Origin of the sequence: Wenzhouxiangella sp. XN79A, from assembly GCF_012272825.1 — a bacterium.
Classification (GTDB): domain Bacteria; phylum Pseudomonadota; class Gammaproteobacteria; order Xanthomonadales; family Wenzhouxiangellaceae.
This window is the reverse complement of record NZ_JAAWWS010000132.1, coordinates 1-18,177: the sequence shown is the minus strand read 5'-3', so window position 1 is coordinate 18,177 and position 18,177 is coordinate 1. Positions and strand designations below refer to the sequence as shown.

The following is an 18,177-nucleotide window of genomic DNA, read 5'->3' as shown; positions in this document are numbered from 1 at the left end:
GTCACCTGATGGGCGCCGGTGTGCCTGCCGCGAACGTTCCGCGTGGCCTACCAGGCGCTCGATCCGACCGGGGCTTCGGTCCCGGGCGCTGAGCTGGCCACCGCCGCGCCGGCGGCAGAGGTCGTCGCGGCGCTGGAGCAGGAAATGGCCGGGCGTGGCGTTGGTGCCTTCGAACAAGCAAACCGAGCAAACCGGTCACCCAGGCGAACCAGGCGCTGGAGTGGGTGTCCGGTTTCTCGCTGCGGTTTCTCCCGTTGTTTCTCCGGTTCCGGACACCCTCGCTGCTGGTGACGAATGGGTGTCGGGTCGCCGTTCGGGTCGCTGTGGTGGCTGTTCGAATCCGCCCGGACCGCCCGGCCGGCCCAACGGGGCTGTCTTGACGGCCGGCGAGGGCTGCGTTTAGGGTCTGTAGCCAAGGGCCTGCGGCGGTGACGGGGCACCGTCGGGCCCGCGACATCGGGAGCTTGAGGATTGCCGTGTCCGCTCGACGGACCATCGAAGCGTTGCTGGGCGACGCCGACATCCGGATCGGCGGCGATCGCCCGTGGGACCTGCGGCTCCACGACGAGCGGTTGTTCGGCCGGGTGATGGCCGACGGCTCGCTGGGCGCCGGCGAGGCCTACATGGACGGATGGTGGGAGGTCGAGCGGCTCGACGAGTTCTTCGACCGTCTGTTGCGCATCCGCGCCGATCGCGCGCTTCGCACCCCGTCGCTCTGGGCACAGTTCGTGCTCGCCCGGTTCGCCAATCCGCAGAATCGGCGGCGCTCCCGGCGCGTCGCCGAGCAGCACTACGACCTGTCGAACCGTCTCTACGAGGCGATGCTCGGCCCGACCATGCAGTACACCTGCGCCTACTACGGGATCGACGGTGCGAAGTCCTCCCTCGACGATGCGCAGCGGGCCAAGCTGGCGCTGGTCGCCGACAAGCTGCACCTCGAGCCCGGCATGCGGGTGCTCGAACTGGGCGGTGGATTCGGCGAGCTGGCGCGCTTCCTGGCCGCCGATCGCGGCTGCGAGGTGGTGAGCTACAACATCAGCCGACGCCAGGTCGAGTACGGACGCAATCTCTGCTCGGGCCTGCCGGTGGAGATCCGGCAGCAGGACTACCGTGACGCCGCCGAGGACGGAGCGACCTACGACCGGGTCGTCAGCGTCGGGCTGATGGAGCACGTCGGGCCGAAGAACTACCGCGGCTTCTTCGAGTTGGTTCGCGCCTGCCTGGCGTCCGAGGGCCTGGCGCTGGTCCACACCATCGGCGGCAATACCAGCCGCAGCTCGGCCGACCGCTGGATCCGGACGTACATCTTCCCCGGCGGCGTGATTCCCTCGGAAGCGCAGTTGACCGCGGCCAAGGAAGGCCGGCTGGTGCTGGAGGACTGGCACAACTTCGGCCCCGACTACGACCGCACGCTGATGGCCTGGGCGGCGAACTACACGGCGGCGTGGCCGGCGCTGAAGGACGCCGAAGACCTGGACGAACGCTTCGATCGGATGTGGCGGTACTACCTCTACAGCTGCGCCGGGGCGTTCCGGGCCCGGGGGCTGCAGCTCTGGCAGATGGTGTTCAGCCACGGCGACATCGCGCGCTACGTGCCGGTCCGGTGAGCGACGACGCGCGGACCGCGCACGATCGACGGGTGGCCGGGCTGGCCGCCGCGCTGGCGGCGTCGTCCGGCCCGGTCCGGCTGCGCAAGCGCACCAGCAACCTGTTCCGCCCGCGCGAGGACGGCGACCGGACCGAGCTCGACGTCGCCGGCCTCGACCACGTGCTGGCGATCGACGCGGAGAACCGGTCCGCGGAGGTCGAGGGCATGGTTCCCTATGCCGACCTGGTCGATGCAACGCTGCCGCTCGGCCTGGCCCCGGCGATCGTGCCGGAACTCAGGAGCATCACCGTCGGCGGTGCGGTCAGCGGCGTGGCCATCGAGTCCAGCGGATTCCGCTACGGCCTGGTCCACGACACGGTCCGCGAGCTCGATGTGCTGGTCGCCGACGGCCGCGTGCTGACCTGCTCGCGCGAGCAGCGAGCGGCGTTGTTCCACGGGTTTCCGAACTCCTACGGCAGCCTCGGGTACGCGACCCGGGTGACGCTGGACCTGGTCCCGGTGCAGCCCTGGGTGCGACTCGAGTACCGCCGGTATTCGAGCGCCGAGCCGATCTTCGAGGCGATGGCCGCCGAGTGCGCCCGGCCGACCTGCGACTACCTCGAGGGTGTCTGCTTCGGCCCCGGCGACTTCGTGCTCAGTCGTGCGCATTACCTCGAACACCTGCCGAGCCGCACCTCGCCCAGCGACTACACCTGGATGAAGATCTACTGGAAGAGCCTGCGCGAGCGCGACGAGGACCTGCTGACCGTCCACGACTTCCTCTGGCGCTGGGACACCGACTGGTTCTGGTGCAGCAGGAACGTCGGCGCACAGCTCAAGCCGGTCCGCCTGCTGCTCGGGCGCAAGCGACTGAACAGCGTGACCTACCAGAAGATCATGCGGGCCAGCCGCCGCTTTCCGCTGTCGCTGCTGCAGCACGTCCGGCCGCGCACCGAGTCGGTGATCCAGGACGTCGACATCCCGGTCGCCAACGCCGCGGCCTTCCTGGCCGACTTCGAGGCCGAGATCGGCATCCGCCCGGTCTGGCTGTGCCCGTTCGTCGTGCCGAACGATTCGACGTCGCTGTTCCGGCTCGACCCGGACACCGCGTACATCAACTTCGGCTTCTGGGACATGGTGCGCTCGACCCGGCCCGACGGGCACTACAACGCCCGGGTCGAAGCGCTGGTCGCGAAGCACGGCGGCAAGAAGAGCCTGTATTCGCGCAGCACCTACGACGAGGCGACCTTCTGGTCGATCTTCGATCGGCAGGCCTATCGCCGGCTGAAGGCCGAGTGCGATCCCGAGGGCCGGTTTCCCGGCCTGTACGAGAAGGCGGTCCGGCAGGGGTAGCCGGGGATCGGCCTGCGCGGGGTGTGAACGGTCCGCGTGCCCTGCCTGCGTTACGCTCAAGCCGATGAAAGAACGAGTAAAACCCGGCAGGGTTCCGAGCGGGGGCGTGCGTGCATCCGAGGGTCGACCATGAGCCCCTTGTCCGCAGCCGTCGCGCCGATCGACCCCGAACGCGCAGCCCGGGTCGAGCGCGCCGGCGCCAGGATCGAAGCGCTCGATCCGATCGGCGCGGCCGTCCGCGGGATCGACCTTTCGGCCGATTCGCCGCCGGTCGAGGTCGTTGCCGCGCTCGAGCAGGAAATGGCCGCACGCGGCTTCCTGGTCTTCAAGCGCGAGCAGCCGCTGCCCGCAGACACCTTCCTGCGCGCCAGCTGCTGGTGGGGCGGGCGCGAGCTGCACAGCACGCACGGGGTCCACCCGGCCACGCCGGGCGGCAATCCGCACCTGTTCCGGCTGTCGAACGATCCGCAACGAGGCATTCCGGGCGTGGGCCCGCAGTGGCACAACGACGGCAGCTTCCTTCCCGCCACCTTCTCCCACTCCGGCTACCACATCGTCCGGCCGGCGGAAAAGGGCGGCGGCACGTACTTTGCCCACCAGGGCGCGGCCTTCGATGCGCTGCCGCCGGAGCGGCAGGAATTCTGGTGCCGCCTGTCGTCGGTCAACTCCGCCTCCGGCGTGGTCCATCCGGCCGTGCACGTCCACCCGATCTCGAAGCGCCGCTGTCTGTGGCTGCATCTCGGCATGACCGGGGCCGTCATCGAGCATCGACCCGAGGACGACGGCTTCCGGCTGCTCGACGCCGACGAGCTGCAAGCCCTGTGCCTCGAGTACCGCGACCTGCTGGACGCCGGGCTGGACGACGGCTACGCGATCGCCTACGAATACGAGGCCAACGACTGCGTCTTCATCGACAACCTCGCCGTGGCCCACCGCGCGTCGCCGGACGCCCACCGGCCGGTCGAGGAGCAGGGGCTGCGGATCATGCACCGCAGCACCGTGCGCGGCGTCGCCGACCTGGCGCCCGGCTTCGGCCTGCCGCAGTTCATCGACATTTCCCGACCCAGCCCCTTCGGTTCCGGCGTCTGGCAGGCCGGCGGCGTGGGCTTCCGGTGGGACGAGTCGATTCCGATGCAGAACTGACCCGATCCGGGCTCAACCGAAGCGCTTCGCGTCCGCCGCCTCCTGCAGCTGGTGGCGGACCAGCGCGCCGAGCAGGTTCATCCGCTCGCGGGTCGGTTCGCCGTCGCCGATCGCGATGATGTTGCGGTAGAAGAAGGCCATCGCGCCAAAACCATTCGCGGCCTTGATCGTGTCGATCGGCGAGTGCGGGCCGAGCCAGCCGGGGCCGAGGCGCAGCGTTTTCTCGTAGGCCGGTAGCGCTTCGATCGATCCGGCAAGCAGGCGGCCGGGGGCATCGGGGTCGACGCACAGCGGCCGGGCGAGGCCGATCATCGCCACGCCCGCTTCGAGGGCCTCGTTCATCGCGGCGCGGGTGCGGAAGCCGCCGGTCACCATCACCGGCATCCGGGCCGATTCGAGGATTCGTTCCGCGTAGGCCATGAAGTAGGCCTCGCGGGCCCGGGTCGACTCGCGCACGTCCTCGTCGAACACCGGTTCGAGCCCGTCCAGGCCCATCATCCGCGGCTGCTCGTAGTTGCCGCCGGAGATCTCGAGCAGGTCGACGCCCTCGCCGTGCAGCCGACCGACGACGGCAAGACAATCGTCGAAGGAGAAGCCGCCCTGCTGGAAATCCGACGAGTTCAGCTTGATCGACAGCGCCTTGTCGGGGCCGATCGCGTCGCGCACCGCGCGCACGGTCTCGAGCAGCAGCCGCGCGCGGTTGTCCAGCGACCCGCCCCAGCGGTCGTCGCGACGGTTGACGCGCGGATTCAGGAATTCCGACAGCAGGTAGCCGTGGGCCGAATGCACCTGCACGCCGTCGAAGCCGGCCCGGCACAGTTCGGAGGCCGTGATCGCGAAGCGGTCGATGACGTCGAGGATCTCGTCGTCGGTCAACGCGCGCGGCGTGCCGAACAGTCCGCCGGGCAGCTTGACCTTCACCGCCGAAGGGCCGACCGGTTCGGGGGCGATCGATTTCGGCGACTGGCGACCGGCATGGGAGATCTGGGCGATGGCCAGCCCGCCGGCCGACTTCGCAGCCTCGGCGAAGGCCGAAAGACCGGCGCGCTGCCGCTCGTCCTGCTCGCCGTCGACGACGACATTGGCCGGCCGTTCGCGGTAGCGGCCGTCGACCATGATGTTGCCGGTGATCAGCAGTCCGGCGCCGCCGGTGGCCCAGGTCCGGTAGCAGCGGGCGATGCGCTCTCCGGCCACTCCGCCGGGCTCGGCCAGGCCCTCCGTCATCGCCGCCTTGGCAATGCGGTTCGGCGCGGTCAGGCCGCAGGGCAGGGTCAGGGGCTCGGTGAGTCGCATCGGCGAAGTCTTGGGAGCAAGCGGGACCGAACCGAGTGAACCGCAGATGCGGGCAAGTTGCAAGTCGCTCCCCGGCCGTCCCGGCGGTCGAAAAAAGAACCTGGTTACGCTGGAAACTCAGCTATGGAGCGCCTTTCTTCCGAAAAATCAGTTCCTGATTGAAGCCGCAAATGAACGTAAGTGTCCGAGATGCGAATCGGGCAGTCTGATCGGCCCGGATGCGCACGATCGGGGCTTCCACTTGATCGAATCAGCGGCGCTGACTTCTTTTGTGGTTCAGAAGGAGAGTTTCGGGCCGCCCCGCAGGCCCTTCTGATCGTTGGCTGAGTGAGCTTAGGGTTCAGGAGAGTCAAAAGCGTTTCGCCGCCTGCTTCGCAGGCTGATGCGAGTTACTTTTGTGTCGACAAAAGTAACCAAAAACTCCTTTCCCGCAATGGCGCCCGGCCTGCGGCCGGGTTCCCTGCGATGCTCGGTGCGAGTGGGGTCCGCTGAACTCCCTGCAGTCGCTGCGCTCCTTCCGCTCAGACATGCAGCGGCCCTTCTCCACTCGCCCCTGCGCTTCTCGGCGCCCTTGAGGTCTTCAAAGTCAAAACCGAACCCACAGCCGAAGCCACTCGGCCATTGCTTAGTTCGGTGGCGCGGATGGATCTTGATTTCGATCGAAAGCAACAACTCGGATCGAGTCGTAAGTGTTGGAGTGGAGCAATGTCCTTTGGGTGGCTGAGGTTGGCCTTTGACTTGCCCCGCCGTCAGCGCCGCCGGAGGCGCGGAGCGGATGGCGGAAGAAGAAGCGCCGCATGTCTGAGCGGAGGGAGCGCAGCGACTGCAGCGAGTTCGGCGATTCCCGCCAGCCGTGAGCACCGGAGGGGACCCGGGCGCAGCCCGGGCGGCGATGTTCGCGCAGCCTTTTTGGGTACTTTTGTGGCGACAAAAGTACCTCGCATCAGCTGGCGCAGCCAGCGGCGAAACGCCTTTGACTTTGCTGTAGAAGCCCAGCTACGGAGCGCTTTTCTTTCGAATCCTTGCTCCTGACTGAAGCCGCAAATGAATGCACATGTCCGAGAGGCGAATCGGGCAGTCCGATCGGCCCGGATGCGCTCGCTTCTGTATTCAAGTTCGACCGGATCAGCTGCCCTGGCCTGATTGCGGTTCAGAAGGAGGGTATCAGGCCGCCCGAAGGTTCCTGCCGATCGCTGGCTGAGTCTGCTACGTAGTCAGGAAAAAGAATGAAGGGTTGCGACGATCGACCGCGTATAGCCAGGAGAACCCCCGGCTCCGCAGAGATTTCCGGCATGTCGCGTCGATCGCAGCAATCCAGTTCGTTCCGTCCCGTCGCGGGCCGCGTGATCGGCCTTCTCCTGTTGATGGGCGCTTCCCTGGCCCACGGCCTTGCGCCGGACTCCGGCCTGCCCTTGCTGCCGACCGCGGACGCCCCCGATGCGGGGGCAGCGACGCGAGGCGTCGACGACGGGGCAGCGGTCGTCCCGTCCGAGCCCGGGCCGGATTCGGCGGAAACCGGGACGACGGTGCCGTCCCGGACGTCCGGACCGCGCGGCGGGCTTGCGCCGGCCTTCGCGCGCGCCGAGCAGGACGCGCTCGACTGGACCTACACGGGCAGCTGGTCGGCCGGATCGCTCAGCCGGGCCAGCGGCGGCAGTTTCACCCAGAGCAACACGGCCGGCGCGACGGCCCAGTTCACCTTCACCGGCACCTGGGTCAGCCTCGGCTTCATCGGCGACCGGCTCGGCGGCGAGGTGGAGATCACGATCGACGGCGTCAGCCAGGGAACGTTCGACCTGTACCGGCGCCAGGAACGCTCGGTCCGGCTGCGCTTCGACGGCCTGGCCGCCGGGGTCCACAGCATCGGGCTGACCGTGACCGGCACGGCGAACCCGTTCGCCGCCAGTGCCTTCGTCAAGCTGGATTACGCGGACTCCGGCGACGGCTCGCTGCTGCCGGACGGGGACTTCGAGGAGACCGACCCGCGCCTGTTGATCAGCGATGCCTGGACGTCGGTCAACTACGCCGGCGCCAGCGGCGGCAGCTATCTGCGTTCGAGTTTCGGAACGGCCTGGTTCCCGTTCTCCGGCGATTCCTTCAGCCTGCACGCCCTGGTCAACAGCAATGGCGGACGTGTTCAGCTGTACGTCGATGGGGAACCGCTGGACATCATCGATCTCTTCGAGCCGGGGGTGTTCGCCAGCAACTCCGAGCCGCGCGTCTTTTCCTACGAAGGGTTCGGGCCGGGCCATCACGTGCTCGAGATCGCCGCCTACCAGGACGAAGCGACCATCGATCGGATCACTACGCCGGGGACGGCGCCATTCATCGATCCGAACGCTCCGATCACCGGCATCCAGCGCTTCGAAGCCGACCATCCGGCGCTTCGCTACGACGGCGGCCCGCTGATCCGGGCCAGCCAGGACTGGGTCACGACCGCCGACCTCACCTCGAGCCGCGCCAGCGCCGGCGAGGTGGTCTACTCGGCCGCGGCGGGCGACGAGATCGCGTTCGACTTCGACGGCGAGTGGCTGGGACTGGGCTTTCTGACCGACCGCTTCGGCGGCCAGGCCGAGATCGCGATCGACGGCGTCATGGTCGACACGCTGGATCTCTATACCCGCTACACCGACACGCTGAGCCGCTACTACCGCGACCTCGGTCCAGGACCGCACACCGTCACCATCACCGTGCTGGGCAGTGCATCGCCGGCATCGAGCGGGACGCGGGTGGCGCTGGACTTCTTCGAGGTCTGGGACGGCCTTCCGCTGGCCGAGGGCACCTTCGAGGACGACGACGCCCGGGTGTCGCTCGGCCGTGGCTGGAGCCGGGCGAGCGCGGCCGACGCCAGCGGGGGTGCGTTCCTCCAGACCGGGATCGCGAACGGCACCACGGCGTGGTTCGCGTTCACCGGTGATTCGGTGACCTGGCAGGGCCGGACCCGCTTCACCTACCAGGACGTCGACATCCGGATCAACGGCGCGTCGGTGGCGGTCGCGGATCTCTACGCCCAGAACGAGGGCCCGCGCGCATTCTCCTTCGACGGTCTCGGCCCGGGGCCGCACGTGCTGGAGATCAGCCAGGTCCGCGGAGATACGTCCACCTTCGATGCCGTCACAACGCCTGCGACCGGGCCGTCCGATCCGCCGCCGCCGGCGCCTGCGATCGTCCGCTTCGAGGAAAACCACCCGGCGATCCGCTACAACGACCAGCCGTACCGCTCCATGCCGCAGAGCTGGTCGGAGGGATCGCGCAACCAGGCCAGCCGCACGTACCACGCCAGCAGCAGCACGCCCGGCGACCGGATGCAGCTCGACTTCGACGGGCGGTGGGTCGCCCTGGGCTTCCGCAGTTCCGACACCAGCGGCACGGTCGAGATCTTCATCGACGGCGTATCGCAGGGCGTGTTCGATACCTCCGGCGGGGTCAACGAATCGAAGACCTTCGTCTTCGACGGTCTCGTCCCCGGTGCGCACACGGCCGAGGCCGTCGTCGTCGACGGCGCGGTGATGCCCGACTTCATCGATGTCTGGAGCGGCACGCCGGTGGCCGACGGATGGGTCGATGCGAACCTCGATGCCGCGCCGCCCGGCCTGCTGACCCTCAGCGACCGGCGCTGGTGGCGCGAACTCGACGACGAGTACGCCCGCGACGACGACGTGCTGTTGCCCTTCGTCAACGTCGAGACCAATGCCTGGTTCAACTTCACCGGCACCGCGCTGACGGTGCTGGCCTACGAGCGCGACAACACCACGATCCGGGTCGTGATCGACGGCGTCGAGCAGGGCCTGTTCGACCTGGCACCGATCGCGCCGTTCCGCGGCCAGCCCCGCGCGCTGCATTTCACCGGCCTGGCCGAAGGCGCACACAGCGTGCAGGTGGCCCTGTCGTCGAGCGGCGGCGATGTGGCCTGGCTGGACGCCTTCAACGTCGATCCGCCCGATACCTTCGGCCATACGCCGAACGTCGAGTGGTTCGACACCACGGCGCAGGAAGTGCTGCCGGGTGCGAACGGTAGCGGCTTCGTCTCGACCGTCGGCATCGGCGACCTCGACGGCGACGGCACGGTGGAGCTGGTCGCTCCCGGTCTGAACGGTCGCCTCTACGTCTATCGCGGCGACGGCCAGGACGCCGGCGGCGGTTCGCCGATCCTCTGGACCAGCGACCTGGTCGGGCCTGCCGCGGAACCGGCGCTCGCCGACCTCGACGGGGACGGTGACGCCGAGATCGTCGTGGTCGGACGCGACGGCACCTTTGCCTTCCACCACGACGGCCAGCTGTTCTGGAGCAACCCCGCGATCGTGTCCTACAACGCCGGCGAGGACCTGGGGTGGGGCGGGCCGACGGTCGCCAATCTGGACCAGGATCCCGAGCCGGAAATCGTGATCGCGGCCCAGGACGATGCCCTCTACGTGCTCGATCACCTGGGCGACGTGACCTGGAGCGATCCGCTGCCGGGGCCGACGCCGACAGTCCCGGTGCTGGCCGACCTGACCGGCGACGGCGTGCTCGACCTGATCGTGGCCCAGGGCCTGATCCTGAAGGTGATCGACCTGCAGGCCGGCGGCACCGTGGCCTGGACGCGCGAACTTCCCGATCCGATTGCGATCCTCGGCGGCACCCGGGCCTTCGGCGCGCCGGCGGTGGCCGACCTCGACGAGGACGGCCGGGCCGAGGTCATCATCAACTGGGGCCATGTGATCGAAGCGCTGACCGACGACGGCACGCTGCTGTGGCGCTATCCGACGAACCGCACGGACCTGTATCGGCCGAGTCCCGTCACCGTGGCCGATGTCACCGGCGACGGCGAGCCGAACCTGGTCACGGCCTCGGCGATCCTGTCCGGGTTGGTCGTCAGCAACCACCTGCTGATGGTCCTGGACCGCGCCGGCAGCCTGGTCTGGGAACAGAACGTCGCCGACAGCAGCGCCTCGGCCTCCGGTGTCGCGGCCCAGGACCTGACCGGCAACGGCGCCTGGGAGATTCTCTGGAACGGCGCCGTCGATGGTCTGCTGCTGTTCAACGGGCCGGACGGGGAGCGGCTCTACAACGAGCCCTTCACCGGTTCCGGCACGGTGCTCGACTATCCGACGCTGGGCGATGTCGACGGTGACGGCCAGGCCGAGGTCGTGGTCGCCGGGCGCAACGGCCTGTTCGTGTTCGGCCACACGGGCCGCTGGGTCGATGCGCGTCCGGTCTGGAACCAGCACAACTACCACATCAACAACATCGAAGGCGACTGGGGCGTGCCGTTCACGGAGGAAAACTCCTGGGAACTGCACAACACCTACCGCACCCAGACCCCGAACCGCGATCCGGACTGCGTGCTCGACCTCGACGGCAACCCCGTCCCGCCGGGCTTTGCCGACCTGTCGCCGGCTGCTCGCGCGGTGCTGCCCGCCGACGCGCCGCTGGTGATCAGCGGCCGGGTGTTGCCGGTAGCGGCCGGTCAGCCGCTGCTCACCGTGACCCTCGACGGCGAACCGGTCGACCTGTTCGATGCCTCGGGCTCGTTCTTCAGCGCGGTCGAACTGGCGTCCGGCTCGAACAGCTTCGAGCTGCGCGCGGCCGATCGCTGCGCCGAGGCGGTCACGACGCTGGTGCTCGAGGGCGGCGGCGACGCGGCCGACCCCTGGGCCGACCTGGCCGATGCCTCCGTGCTGCTCGAGGCGCGCTTCTCGGCCACCACGCACGACCGAAGCAGCGAGCGCCTGCTCGTCGACGTGCAGGTCTTCAACGACGGGCCGTCCGTGCCGGGGCCGGTGTTGATGACCGTCGGCAACGACGTCGATCCGGCGGTCGGCCTGCTGGCCGGTGACGGCTTCACTCCGGCCGGCGAGCCCTACGTGGTGATGGTGCCCGGCGGCGAGGTGCTCGAGGCCGGGGCGTTGTCCGCGGTCCGCCCGCTGGCCTTCAGCAACCCGAATCGTCGGCCGATCGACTTCACGCCGCGCTTGCTGGCGCCGATCAACCAGCCGCCGTACTTCACCAGCATCCCGGACGGGCGCGCCACCCAGGGCCAGTCGTGGGTCTACGAAATCGCCACCGCCGACGGCAACGGCGACCCGGTTTCGCTGACCCTTGCCGCCGGACCGGCCGGCATGGCGCTGAACGGCACGCGGCTCGAGTGGACGCCGGCATCGACCGGCAGCTTCGACGTGGTGATCGAAGCCGATGACGGCCGCGGCGCGACCGCCCGCCAGGGTTTCGTGGTCAGGGTCGAGGACGCGGCCTTCAACCGCCCGCCCGTGTTCCTGTCGTCTCCGGAAACCCAGCGGCCGATCGGCGCGGCCTACGTCTACGCGGCCGAGGCCGACGACCTCGACGGCGACGCGCTGAGCTTCAGCCTGCAGGCCGCGCCGGCCGGCGTGACCGTCGACCCGGCCAGCGGTCTCGTCGAATGGGCGTCGACGGCACCGGGCCAGCACAGCCTGGTGCTGGTGGCCGACGACGGCCGCGGCGGCCGGGCCACCCAGGCCTGGACGCTGTTCGTCGGCGAGCCGGCGACGACCGTGCCGGGCCCGGCCTTTTCCAGCGTGCCGCAGACCTTCGCAGCGGTGGGTGTCCAGTACCGCTATCCGTGGCGCGTGACCACCTTCGATCAATCCACACCGACGGTCAGCCTGCAGCAGGCACCGGCCGGCATGACGCTGGATCCGGCCGGCCGGACCCTGACCTGGGTGCCCGGCGGCGGCGACCTCGGCAGCCACGTGATCGAGCTGCAGGCGATCGATGCCGGCGGCCAGGTCGCGCTGCAGCGCTTCGATCTCGAAGTGCTGCCACAGCTGCCCAATCAACCGCCGTACATGATCAGTGCGCCGGATTCCGCGGCCCGGATCGGCTCGCCGTACACCTACGCCGCCGAAGCCGTCGATCCCGAGTTCGAACCGTTGACCTGGTCCTTGCCCACGGCGCCGGCCGGCATGACCATCGATCCGGACACCGGTCAGGTCGCCTGGACGCCGGGCGCGGGCCAGGCCGGCGACGCCGACGTGGTCGTCCAGGCCGCCGACCCGGAAGGTGCCATTGCCAGCCAGGCCTTCGTCGTGCGGGTCCGTGTCGCCAATTCCGATCCGGTCATCGACACGGTGCCGCCGACCTCGGTCACCTTCGGTGCCTTCTACAGCGTGCGCATGCTGGCCACCGACGCCGACGGCGACGCGCCGACCTGGCGGCTGCTCGACGGCCCGGCCGGCATGACGCTGCACGCCGGTCTCGGCTGGCTGCACTGGACCACCACCGATGCCGTGCCCGGCAGCTACCCGGTGTCGCTCGAAGTCACCGACGGCTGGGGCGGCCGCGACGAGCTGAACTTCACGATCGATCTGCTGGACGACGTCCAGCCGCCCGAGGTGGGTGTCCGGATGCTGCGCGACCCGGCCTGCCGGGCCGAGCCGGTCACGGTCTGCGTCGACGCCGCCGACGATGTCGGTCTGAGCAGCGTCACCCTGGACATCGCCGGCCAGCCGCGCGCGCTGGACTCGTCGCGCTGCCACCTGTGGACGCCCGAAGACGCCGGCCAGTTCGCCGCCGTGGCCGTGGCCACCGACCCCAGCGGCCAGACCGCGCAGGCCAACGAGACGCTGGTCGTCGCCGACTGCAACGACGAGCAGGCGCCGGTGGTGACCCTGATCTCGCCGGCAGTGGGCTCGGTCCACGACGCGCCGGTGCCGATCGTCGTCGACATCGACGACAACACCCCGGCGGTGCTGACCTGGGACGTGACGCTGCGCCGCAAGGACGGCGAGGACGCGGTCGTGCTGAACAGCGGCAGCGGTCCGGTCACCGCCGGCGAGGTCGCGGTCTTCGATCCGACGGTCCTGCAGGCCGGCGACTACGAGATCGACGTGGTCGCCAGCGACGGCGCGCAGACCGGCGGCCTGCGCATTCCGCTGGCGGCCGGCACGGGCGCCAAGCCCGGGCAGGTCGCGTTCACGATGCGCGACCTGGTCTGGCAGCTGGGCGCCTTCCCGCTGGTCATCGGTCGATCCTACGACAGCCTCGATGCCGGTCCGCTGGGCCGCAGCGACGGCAACTTCGGTCCCGGCTGGCGACTGGCGCTGTCGGCGGCGGTCGAGGACAGCGCCGCGGATTCGTTCGGCGGTCCCTTCCTCGGTGGCGAGGCCTTCAACGACGAGACGCGCGTGGTCGTGACCAAGCCGAACGGCGAGCGCGTCGGATTCACCTTCACCGCGGAATCGAAGGGCTTTCCGGCGGCGTTCCAGTTCGACGTGAGCTACGAACCCGATTCGGGCGTGACCGATACGCTGCGGGCGATCGACTGGCCGGACGTGGTGTTCTCCCTCGGCGGGGGCTACGCCAACTACCTGATCCCGTACAACCCGACGATCTACGAGCTGGAGACCGAGGAGGGTATGGTCTACCGCATCAGCGAGGCCGAAGGTCTGCTCGAAGTGCGCGATCCGCAGGGCGGAGTGCTCGGCGTGGACGCCGACGGCTGGCAGAGCAGCTGGGGCGCACGCGTCGACTACCTGCGCGACGTCGACGGCCGAATCACCGACATCGTCCTGATCGACGAGGACGGCAGCACCGAACTGGCCCGGGTGAGCTACAGCTACGACGCGCTGGGCAACCTGACCGGGGTCGTCGACGCCGCCGGCGGCTCGTCGAGTTACGCCTACGACGACCCCGACTTCCCCCACCACGTGACCGCCTCCCGCGACGCCAACGGCGACCCGATGGCGCAGATGATCTACGACGACCGGGGTCGGATGGTCGCGCACTGTCCGCCGACGGGCGATCCGGCCACGCTGGACGGCTGCGTGCTGTTCGACTTCGCCCAATCCGGCGTCGAATCGCTGTTCGATGCGCGGGGCTTCCGCACCGACCGGTTCTTCGACGACGCCGGCCGGCTGGTCGTGCAACACGACTACCTCGATGCGGTGAACTTTCTCGAACAACGCTGGACCTACGACGAGCGCGGTGACGAAGTCGAGTACCGGGACCGCGACGGCGGGATCACCACGCGCGAGCGCGACGAGAACGGAAACGAGGTCCGTCGCGTGCTGCCCGACGGCTCCGAATGGACCTGGGCCTACGGCGACTGTGACAGCGACTGGATCGAACAATGCGATCCGCTCGGCAATTGCTTCACCCGGGAGTACGACGCGAGCTGCCGCGTGCTGAGCGAAACCGACCCGCTGGGCCAGGTGCGCCGCTTCGAATACGATGCCGACGGGCTCCTGACCCGCATCGTCGATGCCGAGCTGCAGGAACGGTCCTTCGTCTACAACAGCTACGGCCTGATCGCCGAGGAAGTCGATTCCACGGGCAACGCGACGCTGTTCGAGTACAACGCTTTCGGCCAGGTCACGCGCGCCACCGACCGCAACGGGACGGTTCGCGAACTGATCTATGACGCCGACAACCGGCTCGTGGAGGAGCGGCGGCCCGGGCAGGGCACGGTCGCGACGTGGACCTACGACGACCTGAACCGGGTGACGTCGGTCGCATCGCTCGACAGCCAGCTGAACTTCGAGTACGACCTCGCCGGGCGGATCGCACGCGTCGAACACAGCGCGCCGGGCACGCCGACCTGGTGGCTGGGCTACGACTACGACGGCAACGGCAACGTGGTCCGGGTCGAGGACTCGGCCGGCGGAATCACCGAATACGAGTACGACGGCATCGACCGGCTCGTCTCGATCCGCCAGAGCGGGGTCGGCGTGCTGGATAAGCGGGTCGACATCGAGGCGACGGGTTCCGGCGACCCGCTCGTCGTTCGCCGCTACGCCGACCTCGCCGGCACGCAGCCGGGCCCGGTGACGACCTACGAGTACGACTGCGCCAGCTGTCCTTCGGGACCGAGCGCAGTCACGCACCGGCGCCCGGACGATTCGATCCTCCTGCGACTGGACTTCACCCGCAACGCGCTGGGCCAGGTCACCGGCATGAACGGGCCGGACGGGTTGCACAGCTATGCGTGGGACGGTGCGGGACGGCTGATCGACGAACAGCACCCGGTGGCCAGCGGTCTGCCGAGCGGCGAGACGATCTACGACGGCGTCGGCAACTGGCTGTCGCGTCCGAACGACCCGGGACCGGCGGCGCTCGCCTACCGGGAAGGCGGTGCGGGACATCGCTTGCTGGCCGATGGAACGCACGTCTACAGCTACACGCCGTCGGGTCAGCTGGAATCGCGCGAGCATCTCGGCACCGGCGAACGGCTCGAATTCACCTACTCGCCCCTGGATCGATTGCAGTCGATCACCGCCGAGGACGCCATGGGTCAGCCGATTTCCAACGCCAGCTATGTGTACGCGCTGACCGGCTGGCGCGTGCGTGCCGAGCACGACGGTGTCGTTCGCAACTACCTGCACGACTCGGAGAATCCGGTCGTGGCGATCGATGACGTCGGCAACCCGGTCTGGCGCAGATTGCACGGTCGCGTCCTCGATCGACCGTTCGCCGTCGAGCGGGCCGGCCAGCTTCGCTGGCTACTGACCGATCACGTCGGTACCGTGTGGATGGAAACCGACGCGCAGGGCCAGCCGCTCGCCGAGTACGGCTACGATCCCTTCGGACGCCAGGTCCGGGGTCCAGCGCCGACGCTCGATGATCCGATCCGCTTCACCGGCCGCGATTTCGATCTGCCCGGCGGGCTCGGGGACTATCGTGCCCGCGTCTACGACGCCGCCATCGGTCGATTCACCTCCGAAGATCCGCTGCGGCCGTTCCATTACCGCTACGCGGAAAACAACCCGCTGCAGTTCGTCGATCCGCGCGGGGAGTCGGCGCTGGTCGAATACGTTTCCGTGGTCTGTGGCGCCATCGGTCAGGTCATCAGTTTTTATCCGCTGGGTCAGAACATCGAGGAGGTGCTGGAAGACGTCGCGGAGGCGCTGCAAGGGGCGCAGGTTGCGCCGGCCGATCCGTTCTCGCTGCTGCCGGCGCCGACGAGCAACTCGAACAAGGATAGGGAAGCGGGCGGAGAAATAGCCGCGAAGTTGTTGCTCCCCTGCGGAGTGGGAAATGCACCGGGGCTTGCACAATGATCTCGATCGAACGATTCAATGCGCCGCGGTCCGGCAGGTTCCATCGAACCCGGCGGTCCGGAAACGATCACGCCATCGGCGCTGCGGCGTCGACCCGAGCCATCGCTGCTCTGCTCTGGGCACTGAGCGCGACACCGGCGCTCGCCGATACCGTCGTCATCGTCGACCAACCGCTGCCCAACGGCGATTTCGCCAACGGCCTGGCCGAGTGGACCGTCGAAGTCTCGCCCGATCCGGCCACGCCGCCCGGCACGGTCGAGGTGGTCGGCGGCGCGGCGCGGATCGTCAAGGGCGGGGCGTTCCATGCCGGTCTGTCGCAGACCTTCGACGCGCCGGCCGGCGTGGTCGCGCTCCGGCTCCGGCTCGCCGAGCTGCCGCAGTTCGCCTCCGACGGCGGCTTCATCCCGGAAAGCTTCGATATTCACGTCCTGGGCGCCGCCGGCGTAAGCCGCGCGGCCACGTTCCGGGCCGACGCCTCGGCGGCGGCCAACGCCAGCGCCGTGCCGGGCGGCTTCAACCTTGGTCCGGGGGTGACCTTGAACGGCGCTACGCTGCGCATCCCGCTGGACGGCATCGGCGCCGGCGAGGCGCTGACCCTGAGCGCCGCGCTGGTCGGTGCCTCCAGCGATACCACGACCTTGGTTGCGATCGACGACGTGGTGCTGGAAGTCGAGCAAAAGCAGCCGCCGCCCGATCCGCCCGGGCCGCTGAACGCCGACGCCTGCGAGTTGTTCCGCGGCGGCTTCGAAGCGCGCCGGGGCGTGGGTACGATCCCGCGCTGCGCGCTGGGCCAGGTGGGCGACACGGGCATCACGGCCTGTGCCGGCAGCGTCGACGGGGCCTGCGAGGTCGCCGGCCTGCCGGGCCAGGACGCCGAGTCCGGCCGCGATGCCGAGGCCAGCGCCGGCATCCTCGAGAAGCTGGATTCCGGCCCCGCCGGCTTCGACTTCACCAGGATCGGCCCGGACGGCGAGATCCTGCCGGCCTCGGCGACGGAATGGACCTGCGTCGCCGATAACCACAGCGGCCTGATGTGGGAAGTCCACGTCGACGACCCGTCCGATCCGCGCCACTTCGGCCACAGCTGGAGCTGGCTGGAGACCGACGGCCAGACCGACGGCGGCCTGGCCGGTACGGCCGACGGCGGGACCTGCGCCGGCGCGCCTTGCGATACGGAAGGCAAGGTGCAGGCGATCAACGACGCGGCCCTGTGCGGTTCGGGCAACTGGCGGATGCCGACCCGCGAGGAACTGGCCGGCCTGGTCCACGCCGGCCAGCGCGATCCGGCGATCGCGATCGGCCACTTCCCGTTCACCGACGGGACCTACTGGACCGACACGCCGATGGCCGCGCAGCCCGATTCGGCCTGGGTGGTGGACTTCGTCGACGGCGCGGCGGTGGTGGAACTGAAATCGACCGGGCAGAAGGTCCGGCTGGTGCGGGAGATTCCATGATGACCATCCACAAGACCCTGCAGTTCGGACTGCTGCTCGCTGCAGCGGCGCTGACTCCGACGGCCCTCGCCCAGTGCGCCGGCGGCAACGAGAACGGCTTCGTGCCGGCCAGCACGCCGAGCGAGGACTTCCGCGAACAGGCCGACGGCACGGTCCTCCACACCCCGAGCCGGCGCGTCTGGCAGCGCTGCGCCCTGGGCCAGAGTTGGGACGGGACGACCTGCACCGGGACCGCGACCCGGCTGAGCTGGTCGGCGGCGCTGGCCGCGGCCGAGGCGCACGAACAGGCCGGCTTCGACGACTGGCGCGTGCCGAACCGCAACGAGCTGGC

The 18,177-nt window shown here is 69.2% G+C and carries 7 protein-coding genes; 6 read left to right on the top strand and 1 reads right to left on the bottom strand.

Annotated elements, in window-relative coordinates; all coding sequences use genetic code 11:
- Nucleotides 1-476: 476 nt before the first annotated feature.
- The 3 genes from cfa (at nt 477) to HFP89_RS03105 (ending at nt 4,084) form a co-directional block, all read left to right on the top strand.
- Nucleotides 477-1,607, top strand: coding sequence for a cyclopropane fatty acyl phospholipid synthase (gene cfa / locus HFP89_RS03115; RefSeq protein ID WP_168716186.1), 1,131 nt, complete (start codon nt 477-479; stop codon nt 1,605-1,607).
- Nucleotides 1,604-2,941 (top strand): FAD-binding oxidoreductase, encoded by a 1,338-nt coding sequence (locus HFP89_RS03110; RefSeq protein ID WP_168716185.1) that lies wholly within the window; start codon nt 1,604-1,606, stop codon nt 2,939-2,941. The genes cfa and HFP89_RS03110 overlap by 4 nt, the downstream gene beginning before the upstream one ends.
- 129 nt (nt 2,942-3,070) lie before the next feature.
- The gene (locus tag HFP89_RS03105) at nt 3,071-4,084 is read left to right on the top strand and encodes a TauD/TfdA family dioxygenase (protein WP_168716184.1); all 1,014 of its coding nucleotides are present in this window, start codon (nt 3,071-3,073) and stop codon (nt 4,082-4,084) included.
- Nucleotides 4,085-4,096: 12 nt separating this feature from the next.
- Here HFP89_RS03105 and HFP89_RS03100 read toward each other — a convergent pair whose 3' ends face one another.
- Complete coding sequence (locus tag HFP89_RS03100) at nt 4,097-5,377, bottom strand: NADH:flavin oxidoreductase/NADH oxidase family protein (RefSeq protein ID WP_168716183.1); 1,281 nt, start codon at nt 5,375-5,377, stop codon at nt 4,097-4,099.
- 1,343 nt (nt 5,378-6,720) lie between these two features.
- On the opposite strand from HFP89_RS03100, the gene HFP89_RS03095 reads away from it, so the two are divergent.
- The 3 genes from HFP89_RS03095 to HFP89_RS03085 form a co-directional block, all read left to right on the top strand.
- Nucleotides 6,721-16,392: a putative Ig domain-containing protein gene (locus HFP89_RS03095; protein ID WP_168716182.1), complete on the top strand. Its 9,672-nt coding sequence runs from the start codon at nt 6,721-6,723 to the stop codon at nt 16,390-16,392.
- Complete coding sequence (locus HFP89_RS03090; RefSeq protein ID WP_168716181.1) at nt 16,389-17,846, top strand: DUF1566 domain-containing protein; 1,458 nt, start codon at nt 16,389-16,391, stop codon at nt 17,844-17,846. The genes HFP89_RS03095 and HFP89_RS03090 overlap by 4 nt, the downstream gene beginning before the upstream one ends.
- On the top strand, nt 17,843-18,177 hold a 335-nt coding region (locus tag HFP89_RS03085; protein ID WP_168716180.1), incomplete at its 3' end, for a DUF1566 domain-containing protein. The genes HFP89_RS03090 and HFP89_RS03085, both read left to right, overlap by 4 nt.

What these genes read in the sequence shown, in the direction of transcription:
- HFP89_RS03105 (WP_168716184.1), top strand. Translation starts at nt 3,071, where the DNA reads ATGAGCCCCTTGTCCGCAGCCGTCGCGCCGATCGACCCCGAACGCGCA.
- HFP89_RS03100 (WP_168716183.1), bottom strand. Translation starts at nt 5,377, where the DNA reads ATGCGACTCACCGAGCCCCTGACCCTGCCCTGCGGCCTGACCGCGCCG.
- HFP89_RS03090 (WP_168716181.1), top strand. Translation starts at nt 16,389, where the DNA reads ATGATCTCGATCGAACGATTCAATGCGCCGCGGTCCGGCAGGTTCCAT.